Origin of the sequence: Paenibacillus cremeus (assembly GCF_007786445.1) — a bacterium.
Classification (GTDB): Bacteria; Bacillota; Bacilli; order Paenibacillales; family NBRC-103111; genus Paenibacillus_G; species Paenibacillus_G cremeus.
In genome coordinates this window covers 23,751-37,015 of record NZ_VNJI01000001.1, presented here as the reverse complement: position 1 = coordinate 37,015, position 13,265 = coordinate 23,751, and the positions used below count along the sequence as shown (strand labels likewise).

General features: G+C 56.0%; 12 protein-coding genes. 5 read left to right on the top strand and 7 right to left on the bottom strand.

The features are described from left to right. Positions 1 to 120 precede the first annotated feature (120 nt). Together FPZ49_RS00160 and FPZ49_RS00155 are read left to right on the top strand one after the other, a co-directional pair. Complete coding sequence (locus FPZ49_RS00160; protein ID WP_144842328.1) at positions 121 to 993, top strand: AraC family transcriptional regulator; 873 nt, start codon at positions 121 to 123, stop codon at positions 991 to 993. A 61-nt stretch (positions 994 to 1,054) separates the two neighbouring features. Continuing rightward, complete coding sequence (locus FPZ49_RS00155; RefSeq protein WP_144842327.1) at positions 1,055 to 2,803, top strand: sulfatase-like hydrolase/transferase; 1,749 nt, start codon at positions 1,055 to 1,057, stop codon at positions 2,801 to 2,803. Between the two features lie 57 nt (positions 2,804 to 2,860). Here FPZ49_RS00155 and FPZ49_RS00150 read toward each other — a convergent pair whose 3' ends face one another. Together FPZ49_RS00150 and FPZ49_RS00145 are read right to left on the bottom strand one after the other, a co-directional pair. Continuing rightward, entirely contained in the window at positions 2,861 to 4,000 is a 1,140-nt protein-coding gene (locus FPZ49_RS00150; protein WP_261381172.1) for an N-acetylmuramoyl-L-alanine amidase, read from the bottom strand. A gap of 341 nt (positions 4,001 to 4,341) precedes the next feature. Next, positions 4,342 to 5,226 (bottom strand): helix-turn-helix transcriptional regulator, encoded by an 885-nt coding sequence (locus FPZ49_RS00145; protein WP_144842326.1) that lies wholly within the window; start codon positions 5,224 to 5,226, stop codon positions 4,342 to 4,344. A gap of 184 nt (positions 5,227 to 5,410) precedes the next feature. Here FPZ49_RS00145 and FPZ49_RS00140 point away from each other — a divergent pair, with 184 nt between their 5' ends. Both FPZ49_RS00140 and FPZ49_RS00135 read left to right on the top strand, forming a co-directional pair. Continuing rightward, positions 5,411 to 6,409, top strand: a complete 999-nt coding sequence (locus FPZ49_RS00140; protein ID WP_144842325.1) for a Gfo/Idh/MocA family protein — start codon at positions 5,411 to 5,413, stop codon at positions 6,407 to 6,409. Beyond that, the gene (locus FPZ49_RS00135) at positions 6,406 to 7,395 is read left to right on the top strand and encodes a Gfo/Idh/MocA family protein (RefSeq protein ID WP_144842324.1); all 990 of its coding nucleotides are present in this window, start codon (positions 6,406 to 6,408) and stop codon (positions 7,393 to 7,395) included. The genes FPZ49_RS00140 and FPZ49_RS00135 overlap by 4 nt, the downstream gene beginning before the upstream one ends. A gap of 83 nt (positions 7,396 to 7,478) precedes the next feature. On the opposite strand, the gene FPZ49_RS00130 is transcribed toward FPZ49_RS00135, so the two are convergent. Genes FPZ49_RS00130 through FPZ49_RS00120 form a run of 3 tightly spaced genes read right to left on the bottom strand, consistent with a single transcriptional unit; the run spans position 7,479 to position 8,409 of the window. Next, on the bottom strand, positions 7,479 to 7,724 hold the full coding sequence (locus tag FPZ49_RS00130; RefSeq protein WP_144842323.1) for a DUF6953 family protein: 246 nt from the start codon (positions 7,722 to 7,724) through the stop codon (positions 7,479 to 7,481). Between the two features lie 14 nt (positions 7,725 to 7,738). Next, positions 7,739 to 8,032: a Dabb family protein gene (locus FPZ49_RS00125; RefSeq protein WP_144842322.1), complete on the bottom strand. Its 294-nt coding sequence runs from the start codon at positions 8,030 to 8,032 to the stop codon at positions 7,739 to 7,741. A 38-nt stretch (positions 8,033 to 8,070) separates the two neighbouring features. Beyond that, on the bottom strand, positions 8,071 to 8,409 hold the full coding sequence (locus FPZ49_RS00120) for a hypothetical protein (RefSeq protein WP_144842321.1): 339 nt from the start codon (positions 8,407 to 8,409) through the stop codon (positions 8,071 to 8,073). 156 nt (positions 8,410 to 8,565) lie between these two features. On the opposite strand from FPZ49_RS00120, the gene FPZ49_RS00115 reads away from it, so the two are divergent. After that, a complete protein-coding gene (locus tag FPZ49_RS00115) occupies positions 8,566 to 9,462 on the top strand; it encodes an AraC family transcriptional regulator (protein ID WP_144842320.1) in 897 nt (298 codons plus the stop codon). A 142-nt stretch (positions 9,463 to 9,604) separates the two neighbouring features. Here the strand turns inward: FPZ49_RS00115 and FPZ49_RS00110 are convergent, their stop codons facing one another. Further along, positions 9,605 to 11,383, bottom strand: a complete 1,779-nt coding sequence (locus FPZ49_RS00110) for a stalk domain-containing protein (RefSeq protein ID WP_144842319.1) — start codon at positions 11,381 to 11,383, stop codon at positions 9,605 to 9,607. Between the two features lie 38 nt (positions 11,384 to 11,421). Continuing rightward, complete coding sequence (locus FPZ49_RS00105) at positions 11,422 to 13,155, bottom strand: stalk domain-containing protein (RefSeq protein ID WP_144842318.1); 1,734 nt, start codon at positions 13,153 to 13,155, stop codon at positions 11,422 to 11,424. Between the last annotated feature and the right edge of the window lie 110 nt (positions 13,156 to 13,265).

Sequence of the window (13,265 nt, the reverse complement as noted above, 5' to 3'; positions counted from 1 at the left end):
AGCAGATATGATCGGTTAAATTAACTATAGCATGCGGATACGGGATTATTGTGTTGTCCGATAAGCGAAAAATGTCGCTCAATTAGCTATATAAATGTTAGGGTAAGAGGAGGGCTTGCGATGAAAGTGCTCAATTACTTGAACCTCAACGAGCAGCTGATGATTCTTCGTTTCCACGAGGATCGGACGGCCAACTTCAAGGAAGTGTACCATGCTCACCAAGGGATGGAGATGCTCTATATCCATGAGGGCTGCGGGCAGGTTGTGTTGGACCGCAGCATTTATCCCCTGCAGCCGGGGTCCCTGCTTATTATTCGTCCGTTTCAGCTGCACCGGATTCAAATGTTCACCGGGCCTGACGCGCCGTATATCCGATCCTTATTCGTTTTTGAGCCCTACGTCTTGGACAAATACTTAGCTGCCTTCCCTAGCTTGCGGGAGCTGTTTCATCACCTGGTAACCGATAAAAAGTGGAAGCAGGTGGTCACGCTGGACGCTGGCGAATTCGGTCAACTGTGCCGATTCGGTCAGCGCCGGATTGCCGAAGCGCAGGAGAGCGAGCGGTTGGAGCAAAGGGCTTGGATGCTCATCTCGATTCTTACGTTACTTAAGCCACGGATGGAAAATAAGCTCGCGTTCACCTCGGAGCACATGCCGGCGGTGGAACGGATCATTCAGTGGATCGATCACCACTACATGCAGTCGTTTGAGCTCGAAGCGCTGGCCAAGGCGGTGCATTTGTCCTCGGTCTACGTCTCCAAGCTGTTCCGCAAATCCGTCGGAAGCAGCATTACGGAGTATTTGACAGCCCGGCGAATTCAGCAGGCCTGCTGGCTGCTAAAAACAGAGGAGCTATCGGTCAAAGAAATCGGCGAAGCTGTCGGCATCTCGAATGCCTCTTATTTCTGCCAATTGTTTAAAGCGAATACGGGCATCAGTCCTTATCAATATAAAAAGCTGTTTTACGCTGCTAAGGGGGAGAAGGGAAGGTAATATGATATGTAACTGCGCCGCATATGTTAAGAAGAGAATCTTACTATAGGATGTGCGACGCATGAATGATACCTCTGCGGCTTCCCGGCTGCCTGATAGACCCAATTTCCTCGTGCTGCTCGTGGATGAAGAACGGTACCCGCCGGTCTACGAAACGGAAGAGCTCCGGGAATGGCGCCAAACCCATCTCGCTGCTCATAAGCTGCTGAGACAGCATGGCCTGGAGTTCCACCGGCATTACATCGGGAGCACTGCCTGCTGCCCCAGCCGAGCTACGGTGTTCACCGGCCAATATCCCTCGCTGCACGGCGTCAGCCAAACGGACGGCATCGCAAAGCTTGCGTTCGATTCGAATATGTTTTGGCTGAATCGGAATACGGTGCCGACGATGGGTAATTATTTTCGCGAAGCGGGCTACCAGACGTATTACAAGGGAAAATGGCACATTTCCTACGAGGACATTGTCGTCCCCGGTACGCATAAAGATGTGCCCAGCTATAATCCACTGAGCGGCGTGCCGGACCCGGCCAAGGAGCGGCTGTACCTCGATGCGGACCCGCTGGAGAGCTACGGCTTTTCCGGCTGGGTCGGACCGGAGCCCCACGGGAGAAACCCGCGCAATTCCGCGTCCTCCGCCTCCGTGGGCGTAAGCGGCAGAGACGTGGTCTACGCCTCGGAAGCGGTGCAGCTCATCGAAGCGCTCGATGCCTCGCAAGGAAGCGATCCGCACGCTGCCCCTTGGCTCATCGTCGCGTCCTTCCTGAACCCGCACGATATTGTGCTGTACGGGGATTTGACCGAACGCATTCCAGCATTTCATTTTGAGGCTGATGCCGTGCCCTTCGTTCCTCCGCCTCCTACGATCAATGAGCCGCTGACGACCAAGCCGCGCTGCCAGGCCAGCTACCGGAATACCTACCCGCTGGCGCTGCAGCCGATTACGAACGAACCGTTTTATCGCAGGCTGTACTACAAGCTGCAGCAGCTCGCCGATGAGCAGATGCACAAAGTGTTCGAAGCACTCACCCGCTCGTCGTTCTACGACAATACGATTGTCATCTTCACCTCGGATCATGGCGATTTGTTAGGCTCCCACAGCCGTCTGCACCAAAAATTTTACTGCGCCTACGAGGAAATGCTGCACGTGCCCTTCATCATTCACAACCGAAGGCTGTTTCCACAGCCACAAACTGTGCATGGTCTAACCAGCCACGTCGACCTACTCCCGACCATGCTCGGGCTGGCCAACATCGATGTGGAGCACGTCCAGAACCGGCTCAGGAGCAAATTTTGCGAGGTGCATCCGCTCGTCGGTCGTAATCTAGCCAGCGTGGTTACTGATCCATCGCCTGCCAATAGCGCATCCGTGTTGAAGGCCCCCTTGTATTTTATGACCGAGGACGATGTCACGCGGGGGCAGCACCAGATCAGCCCGATCGGGGTGCCGTATAAGGCCGTTGTTCAACCAAACCATATTGAAACAGTGATCGCAACACTATCCAGAAATGGCCGAGAGGAAACGTGGAAGCTTTCCCGGTATTTTGACAACCCGGACTTCTGGAGCGTACCGGGCGTTAGGGATGTAATCGTAGAGCGTACTGGAGGATCGATTACGCAATCGATAAAAACGGTCCCGCTCCCCGACGAATACGAGCTGTATAACCTGACCGACGATCCGCTGGAGATTCATAATCTCGCGCATCCGGCCTATGCCGCCCCGCACCTCCTGCCCGTTCAGCAGCAGATGCTGCACTTGCTCGCCGAGCAGCGAGCCCAGAAGCGGCTGACTCCGACGCAAGCGCATCACTAAAAAATGTAAAAGCTTACGGCCCGCTCTCCCAGAACGGCAGCCGTAAGCTTCTACTTTTTACTTGGACGGCGTGATCCACAGCGGCCCCATCCACGTATCGATCAAAAACCACTCGTTCCACTGCTCCAACGCACCGACCCGCTGAGCTGTGAGCCGGGCCAACGGTTCAGCGTCATGGGGACTCCGATAGAGCGGCGTGTTATCCGCAAGCTCCACTTGCTTGTTTACCGCTTGAACCGGGCTCAGGGCGTGTCCGAGGTAAACCCATCGCTCGCCCATCCACGTGCTCACTCTTCCCCAAGACCCCATCACCGCGGAAACTTGGAGTACCTGTGGAGACAGCGCAGCTTTCGTACGAAGCATCCGTCCGTCACCCGACAGATCATACAGCTGTGCACTGCCCGCCGGTAAAAACACCCGCGAAGACTCTTCCACTACCGGAGCGTCCACCCGCGCCGCCAAAGCTGCATTAATGCCGTTCGCGATCCCTTCGGTCATGGCGTTCAAATACTCCGGATCCGACAGCTTCGCATCCTCCGCCGGATTGGTCATAAAACCCATCTCCACCAGCACCGACGGCACCGTCGACCAATTGAAGCCGGTCAGGTCGGAGCGCGGAACCACGCCTCTCGAGACCGCTCCCGTAGCCGCAACAGCCTCGCGTAGAATCAGCTCCGCCGCCTCCTTGCTCGGTGCGACAAGCGACTCTGTGTCCCTGCCCGGCGCAGGGTACAGCAGTGAAATGCCCTGCGTCTTCGGCGAAGCGTCGCCGTCCGCATGAATCCGGACCGCCAGGTCCGCCTGCGCGTCGTTGCACATTTGCGCCCGCTCAATGTTGGTAATATCGACATCGTGGGAATCGCGGACCATCACCACGCGGTAGCCGTAGCTTTCCAGCTTATCCTTCAGCAGCCGGGAAGCTTCGAGCGTCAGCACATATTCCGGCTTCTTGGTTTTCACTCCGGCCGTACCGGACGAGACCTTCGGCTTGCGCTCCTTCGCCCCCGGTGCCACAGGCTCTAACCCGTTATTCCCGTACCGCTGATGGCCGGGATCGATGCAAATGAGCTGCTCATCCGGCGCTTTAGCATGAACTGGCTGGGTACCAAGCCCGAACAGTCCGAATAATCCGAACGAAAGCACACTCCCCATTACAAGAGTCGTCATACTCCTGCGCCAAACGGAAACGGATGTCATGGTTATTAGCTCCTTCACTTATGTCTTCTCTTGAATCCAGGCTTGACCGAACCAGGCTCGGCTCAGTATCCAGCCGTTCCAGCGTCCCCAAGCGTCTACTTCCTGCGAGTCCAGTCCCCTATTCGCATGTCAGCCGTCACTATTGAACCACCAGTATAACACTTCGCCGGAGATATGATAAGACATGGCGATTTCCGGGTCGATCCCGTAGGTGAAATGCATCATGCTCTGCGCTTTCGCGGTTTCTGCGGGCTCGGTGCCCCGCGAGCAGCAGGTGTTCAAATAAATAGAGCCGGATCCCACATTGCGGTTGTGGAGTCCAGCTCTATTTTTTCTTGTACCTACCCTTTCATTTTCAGCAAAAACTGCTTCGGGGTGCACCCGTTATACCGTTTGAACAGCTCGTAAAAATGGGCCATATTCTCAATGCCGATCGCTTCGGCAATGTCGGTGATCGTCTGCGTCGTGGTCAGCAGCAGCTGCTCCGCCCGGATGATTCGCTGCCGGTTGACGTATTCGGTGAACGTGAAGCCGATCGTTTTCTTGAAAAACTTCGAGAAATACGAGTAGCTCATGTTCGCCAGCTCGCTGACCTCTTCCATCTCGATCTTCTCGCTCAGATGCCGCTCCACATGCTCCAGCACCGGCTGCAGCAGCATGGCCCCCTCCGAATCGCCCGCCTTCAGCAGCTCCAACGCATCCCCGCGCAGCATGGCCAGAAAAATTTGACGGATCAAAATACTCGCCGCAATCTCATACCCCTTCCGCTGCTCCATCATCTCCTCATGGATGCGAAGGATGCAGCCCGCCACTTCCGCTCGAAGACGCTCGTCCTCTTGAAACATCGCATTGAACGCCTCCAGCGGATGACGCACCTCGGAAAAATGAGGGTAATACATCATCATGAGCGGATCGAAATAAGGCTGCAGATCGACGTGAAGCACGATGTACGTCAGGTCCTCTTCACTGAATTTGCTCGGCGAATGCAGCTGGGAGGCGCCGATCACGAAAATATCGCCCGGATGCAGAATATAGTTATGGTTCAGCGTATGCACGCTGTGAATGCCGGATCGGACATAAATGAACTCAACTTCCTTATGATAATGCCATTTCATGCTGGCTGGATGATGGCGCGCAGGCTTGCCATTTGCCGTAAACTCCCATACCTTCAGATGCAGCAGCGGATTAGGGTAATGAATCGGTTCTTTAAAAATATTCAGGTTCATAGCGGTTCTCCCAATCAAGGCTCTGGCTGAGCGGCAAATTTGGATAGTAATTGAGCAAATCACGGCATACCCTACTTCGCCGTCGGACGGTATTGTAAACCTAGGAGCAAGTCCGACGGACGCTTCCAAACCGACGGAGTTGCTCCTATCACTATTATACAACATTCGGAGATGAGGGATAGATATGAAAGTAGCCATTGTCGGCTGCGGAGGACTCGGCGGCGTGCACGCGAATTGCTACGCCAAAATGCCCGGTGTAACGATCGTAGGTGTCTATGATATCGTAGAAGAAAATGCGCAGCGGATCGCGGATCGCGTTGGGGCGACCGTATACGCCACCTATCGCGAGATGCTGGAGCAAAGCGGCTGTGAAGTCGTCAGCGTCGCTACTCCGAGCTATTTGCATAAAGCCTTTGCCATTGAAGCCGCAGAGGCTGGCAAGCATGTCATCAGCGAGAAGCCGATTGCACTGAATCTGGCCGATGCCAGGGCGATGATCGCGGCCTGCAGGATGAACGGCGTTCAGCTGTATGTCGGGCATGTCGTCCGCTTCTTCCCGGAGTATGCGCAGATGAAGTCGCAGCTGGACCGCGGCCGGATCGGCAAGCTCGGTGTAGCCCATGCCAAGCGGATTGGCGGACATCCTCAAAGATGGTTCGCGGAGGAGGACAAAAGCGGCGGCGTCATTGTCGACCTCATGATTCACGACATCGACTTCTTCCGCTGGGCGGCCGGTGAGGTCCGATCCGTGTACTGCCAGCGCGCGACCAGCCCCCAGATGGACTATGCGACGGCAACGCTGGTGTTTGAGAGCGGCGCCGTTGCCAACCTGGAAGCGCATTGGGGCTATCCTGGGTCCTTCACGACTGCGGCGGAGCTAGCCGGAAGCGGCGGCGTCATTCGTGCCGACAGCGCGCGTTCTTCGTCCTTGCAAATTCGCAAGAAGGAAACGACGTCCGGCAAAAGTCCCTTCGTTGAGATTCCGCAAAGCCCAGGTCACCAAAGTCCGTATGATTTAGAGATGCTTCACTTTATCGATTGCATCCGCGAAGGACGGCAGCCGATCGTCACGGCGGAGGATGCTTATAAAGCGCTGGAAATCGCTCTGGCGGCGGTGGAATCGGCTCGAACCGGCAAGGCCGTCCTCATAGGGCAAGCCGCACAGGAGGTAGGATCGCTATGAAAACATTAAAAGTAGGCTTGATTAGCTTCGCCCATGGGCATGCGCATTCGTATTTGAACGCTTTTCTGGCGATGCCCGAGGTCGAGGTGGTCGGCATAGCGGATGAAGAACGCAGCCGTGTGGAAACGGTAGCGGCGAACCGCGGCCTTCGCCTGTTCGACGACTATCGCGAGCTGCTCCAAGCGGATATCGATGCCGTCGCCATCTGCTCGGAAAATGCCAAGCATGCGGAGCACGTCATTGCCGCTGCCCAGGCGGGCAAGCATGTGATCTGCGAAAAGCCACTGGGTATCTCCGTGGACGAAATGAAACGGATGATCGAAGCGTGCGAAGCGAACGGTGTCCAGCTCATGACGGCATTCCCTTGCCGCTATCTGGCCTCCGTGGCCGGTGCGAAGCAAGCGGTCGAGCGAGGCGACATCGGCGACATCGTCGCCATCAAAGGGACGAACCGCGGCTCGATGCCGGGAAGATGGTTCGTTGAGCCGAGCTTATCCGGCGGCGGTGCGCTGCTCGATCACACGGTCCATGTGATGGATTTGATGAACTGGTTCACCGGATCGAAGGTGACGGAGGTGTACGCCTACGCCGCCACCCTGTTCCACGAGGAGCTCCAGGTGGACGATGCCGGCATGATTCACGTCCGGTTCGAGAACGGCGTATTCGGGGTGCTGGATACGAGCTGGTCACGCCCGAAATCGTTTCCAACTTGGGGCGACGTAACGATGCAGATTGTCGGAACCAAAGGCAATATCTTCGTCGATGCCTTCGCGCAAAACAATGAAGTGTACAGCGATGCCACAGGTAAAGGCGTCTGGAGCTTTTGGGGCGACGATATGGATCATTACATGATCCAAGCATTCGTGCAGGCGCTGATCTCGGAGCAGCCTGTACCGATCTCCGGCCTGGATGGCCTGCGCTCGGCGGAGGTCGCCTTAGCGGGCTACGAGTCCGTCAAGCAGGGCCAGCCGGTGCAATTGGTGTAGTTTCAAAGCATGCTGAATAGGCTGCCGATCATCGTGATGATTCGGCAGCCTGTTTGATTCTGTTTATTGCAAGTGCCTCAGTGTTACGTCCAGCCCCAAAAGAAGCCGTCCCGATCCCATGCGGCCTTGCCGCCGTGCAGCTTTTTAAACCGCTTCTTCACTTCTTTATCGATCGACTGGTTGCCATTCTCGTTCACATAAATATAGGCCTCGCCGTAGTTGGCTAGAATGTGATCGATGACTTCGGTCTGGTACAGGATGCCTCGGAATTTCACTTCCTTGACCATCCACTCCGCAATTTCGGCTGCTTTCGCTGTCGTTGTTTCCATTGGGTATTCCCCGCTTAGATTTCGATATCTACAACGATGCTGTCAACCCGGCCCACTTCCCGGATGTAAGCAGCAACGGCTTGATGCTCTGGGTTCGGTCCATACGCTGCCAGTGCGGCCCGGTCCTCGAAGCGAACGCTGAGCACGATTTGGTAGCCTTGATTTTTGTCGGAAAAGTTCAGGCCCGCTTGGATATCCACTACTCCATTGAGGTGAGGCTTAAGCGCTTTGAATCGGGTTACTACCTCCGACAGCTGCTCTTGCGTTGTGGTTTCAGCGAATTTTACAAGTACAATATGATCGATCATGACAGGGCTCCTCTGCGATTTTTCCACTACCCTGCCCATTATAGGTTTAAAACCGAATTTTTGCAAAAGCGCCGGATGCACTCGAAGGTCACCCATACGGCGGCATCGTTGCTCATGCGGATTCGCAGCTCCTGCTCCGGGTCCACCGCCTGCTCGAACTGGGTGTCGAGCGTCTCTCTTAACGCATGCCGAATTTCCTTGATGGCTTTCAGGTACGGTGTATAGTCCTGAACGTAGGCTTCCGCTTTATCGCGGCTTGCCCGAAGGACCGAATCCGCTTCACGGTCTGTAATGTGATACGTTTCCTTCAATAGATCCTTAACCCCGTCCAGCACATCCGTGAATTCGGCGTCCGTCACATACTCATGCAGCGTCATCGTGATTCCCCCTCGTTCACCTGATCGTAATACAGTGCCATTTTCGATCCGTTACTGTAATTGTAATAAAGATTTTCGTTGCACAGTGAGAGGGAATTGTGAAAAAATAGTACTGTATTGCTGTAAATTCGTATTCGTTGGGCGGAGGTGGACGTTTTGCCGTTATCCGATAATATTCTGAAGGACCGTCCGTTTAATCTGAAGCACCGGGACCTCACCACAGATCATTTTCCCGGCTTTTATCATTATCATCGGGGCATCGAAATTCTTTTCGTTCACCGGGGCAAAGGCCACTTGGTGCTCAACCGGCAAATGTACGCTTTGGAGCCGGGGTGCTTGTTTTTTCTCCAGCCGTTCCAGCTGCATCGGATCCATTTCGACGTCAGTGCTCAGAGCCCTTATGAACGCTCGGTGATCACGTTCGAGCCGGCCGACTTCGTCCCTTTTTTCCGGATGTTCCCGGCGCTGCTGCGATTCTTCGAGCATATGTGGAAGGATGAGCTCTCGAACCAGGTGATGCAGGTTGGCGGTGATTCGGCTTATTTAAACTCCATTTTTGAACGGCTTCATCACCGGGTGTTCGGACCGTATGGCGGTGAGCAATTGGAAGGCGCAGCACTGGGCATCGTCCAGCTGTACGAGTATTTGCAATCGAAGTATGAGGATGGGGACGGCTCATTTCAAGGTGTCCCCCGCTCTGAACGCCATACGGAGAAAATGCTGCAGTGGCTGGAGGAGCATTACACCGAGCCGTTTGATTTGAACGAGCTGGCCCAAGAGCTTCACCTGTCCAAGCATCACGTCTCCCATCTGTTCCGTGCGGAGACCGGCAGCAGCATCACCGATTATGTCATTGCCCGGCGCATCCGTCAGGCGTGCTGGCTGCTGAACACGGAAGCCCTCTCCGTGGAGCAGGTCGGCACCCGCGTGGGCATCCCGAACTTCTCGTATTTTTGCCGGGTATTCCGCCGCATCACGGGCGTGACGCCGAAGCAGTATCGGGAGGGCGCGGCGCTGGAGTTTGGCGGAGCCGCAGCGGGGCAGAGAAAGTAAAATTGCCCGCCCAAAGTGAGGGATATTTACCTCTCTTGGGGCCGGTCCGCGCCACTTTCACGCCGCCAGCGGTCAAAAAAAAGGTTCCCCCAAACAACGGGGGGAACCTTGAGCGGCGCCCTTTACTGCAGCCAGCAGCTATTTACTTGCGGTTCAACGGGTACAAAATCACATCGATCGGGAACGCCGAACCAGCCGCCGGAGAGAAGTCGATGTCCAGCGATGGCTCCGTCCCGTCCGTGCGGGCAATGATCGTATAGCCTTGATAGTCCATCATCACGCCGGACGGCGGGGTTTGGACGATGCGCCCATTGACCAGAAACGGCCCTTTGAAAACGCCGCCGCGCGGAAGAACGAGCAACGCCATTTTGCTCGGCTTATCGATGTGAATCTTGTAGACCACGCCGTAGTTGCCTAAGTTGAGCGACGGCTCCAGTGTCAAGAAATCGGCCCCCGTCACGAACTTATCGCTCGTCCCGTCCCCGATGGCGAAGCTGGAAGGCTTCGTCAGGTCCGACGCATACACGTCCCATGTCACTGCGGAGACGCTGAACGTCCCCCGCACATTGCCGCTGTACGGCAGTCTCGGATACCCACCGATGTCCTTCAGCGTATCCCCCTGCTCCATCGCCACGAACGAGAAATACGCATCCCCATCCGTTTCCACATCATAGAGCACGTTCATCCCTTGACCCGGGTAAAAGTCCGGCATCACTTTATAATAGGCCGATTCGTATGGACCCAGCACCATCGAGTCCGACATGCCGGCATTCTCATTTTGCAAAAAGCCGATGGTCGCCTCGTTCCCGATCAAGTTGGCGTAGATGGACGGGTACACTTCCCCTTGATTGGTCGTCTTGATCGTCACCGAGCGGTCTGGGTACGGGTTGCGCACGACGATGGCGAATTTCATTTTGCGGTCCGTCCCGTTCACATGATCTGCGTACAGACGCGCTTTGCCGTTCACCTTTTCCTGGTACAAATAGCCCTTCCCCTTGAACGTCTCCGGGCTGTCGCTGACGATGAGCGGCCGGTCCGTCGGCTTGCTCTCATCCTTTTTCAGCTGGGGAATGCCGCGCAAATATTTGCGGAGATCGCTTTCCTCCTCTTTGACATACGTGCCCACCGGCTCGTAGTAGACCTTATACTCGAACGGATCCAAGTACGGCTCATCCTTGACGAGGATGTTGCGGGAGAACGTATCGCTCACATTCCCAAGACTGTCCTTCACCTCCAGCGACACCTTGTACAAGCCTGGGGTAAAAATCACCCCCGCATTGCCCGTCCAGTTGATGTCCTTCAGCTCGGTTCCTTTCGGATCGTAGCTCAAATCCGTGTAATGAATCGGCTCCCCGATCCGGTACGAGTCTTTATCCACGGTAAATTTGGCAACCGGCTTCACGTTCGGCATCGCATCGTTGTGAAACAGCGCGCTGTCCCCCGACTTGAGGTAGTCCAGCTCCACGCGCTTCAGCTCCTGATCTGCTTTGGCTTGATAGGAGATAAACTGTTTGAGCCAGGAGAGCTCTACGTATAGCCGGTCATTTTGCAGCAGGACGTTCTTGTCCCAAGCCCGGCTCTCGCCGCCGTTAATCTGCAGCGTCCCCGCCGCCAGTGTAAATTCAAGAAAAGCGCTCGGCGTAGTGAGCTGCACCGCTCCCTTGGCCTCCTGCCACTTCACCGGAACGCCGAACCAGGCCGTCAGCTCCGACACTGGCAAATAGTAGCGTCCGCCCCGCTCGAGCACGGCGGTCTGGGACTCCTGCTTCACTCCATTAATATAGGTCGACGTGCTGCCGGGATACACAAGGATCTGAGTATGCTCCGGAACAGCCGCTAGCGCCGTCCCCGCTGTCATCAGAGTTCCTAACGCGCAAACCGCAGCGCCCACGGTCATAAACAATTGGCGAATTGTAAGCATGTATGGATAAGTCCTTTCGCTTTCGGGTTAAAAGGGTGCTATTTCAACTTTTTCTCATCTAAAGGATATACAATCCACTGCACAGGGCTTGTACTTCCGGGAGCCGGCATCCAGTCGATATCGACTTGTGACTCCGCGCCGATCGCCCGGTACACCAGAAGTGCGCCGTCCTGCTCCGTCAAGCCTCCCGACGGGAGAGAGACCATGGCTCCGTTCACTTTGAGCGTACCATTCATGTAGCCACCTTGCGGCCGCAGCGCAATCGCCGCTTTTTGCGGGTGGTACAGGTGGAGCGAATAGATCGCTCCCAGATCGGTAGAGCCGGCAGCGTCCCCCATCGTCCACTGCGCCAAGCCCGTCAAGCTGCGGGCATCCGCGTCAATGTCCAGCCGCACGTCCGAGGCACGCGCCGCAGCTGAAGTGCTGCCCTTGCTTTTGTCCTCATAGGAAGCCAGCGGCTTCAGCTCCTCCTTCGCACCCACGACGACAAAGCCGATCTCCGCCTTGCCGTCGGTCTCCAGCTCTTGAAGGCTGGCGAAGCCCTGCCCTGGCTCCAGGGTGGTCTGCTCCAGCGTGACGGATTTGCCCGGCTTCACGTCGATGGCGTCATCACCCAGCGGCTGCGCCAAGAAATCGGTCACCGCTTGCTCCGCCGTCGTCCGGTGAAGCAGCGTCGGCTGCGCCTTGCCCTTGCGGGTAATATGCACCGTCAACGTGCGGGCCGGATCCGGGTTGGAGATGACCGAGGCGAATTGGACCGTTTCCGACAGTCCATTAATATGATGGGATGCGATGCGGGCTTTGCCCTCGACCGTATCCTTCAGCACAAGTCCTTTGTCTTTAATGACGGCATTGTCGCCGCTGACGATCCGCTTCCGCTCGATCGGTACGGCCTGCGGCTTCAGCTCCTGTGCACTGGACAGCAGACGCTTCCAGCTATCGGAGTCGGCCTTGATCAGCGTCCCAGCCGGCTTCCAATACCACGGATATTCGGCGGCTGTCAGCAGCACGCTGTTCGATACTTTAATAATCCGCGTGTAGGGAAGGCTCCAAGCACCGCTGCCGTCCGCTACCTGAAGCGTTACGGGATACTCTCCCGGCTGGAAGAACGCATCTTCTTTGCCGGTCCATTGAATCTTGGGCAAGCCCTCGGCGTCGGGATCATAGCTTAAATCTATGTAATGGATGGGCTCGCCGATCCGGTAGACCGATTTATCCGTCGCAAAAAGCGCGGCCGGCCGCGAATTCGGCGCCTGCGTATCTTCGGAGGCGGACGATTCCGGATAGGACGAGCGGGTTTTCTGAAGGTACGTCAGCTCAACACGTGCGGGATTCGGCTGAAAGGTGTAGGTCACGTCCAGCAATGGAGCAATCCAGCTTAGTTTGACTAGCAGGGTGTCGTGGTCGATGAGCGATGTCTCCGCTAGCGGAACCGCAGCCCCGTTGACGGAGGCCTGCCCCTGAGCCAAATCCCATTCGAGGTAGGCTCTTGGTGCGGCAAGTCCGACTGTGCTGCGCTGAGCGTCCCAGGTTGGCTTGAGCCCAAGCTGCTCCGCCGCCCATTTGAGCGGGATATAGAAGCTGCCGTCCACAATACGCGCCGGTGCTTCAAGGGCAGCTGTCGAGCCGTTCACCTCAGCCTGCTGCAGCTGGTCTTTAAACAGCATATGGATCGTAGAGCCTGATACGGACACTTGAGCCGACACGGCCTGCGCATCGGCGGCCGCTAAAGTAAGTAGTAACGATAAGGTCAGCAGGTGCTTCTTTTTCAAAACGAGTGTACTCCTTCATATCAAAGTTGTATGACCATGATACCATACCGCGCCGCGGTCGGAATCGGCCTCCCTGCCCACTTTCTCATTGGCATATTCCATTCATTATA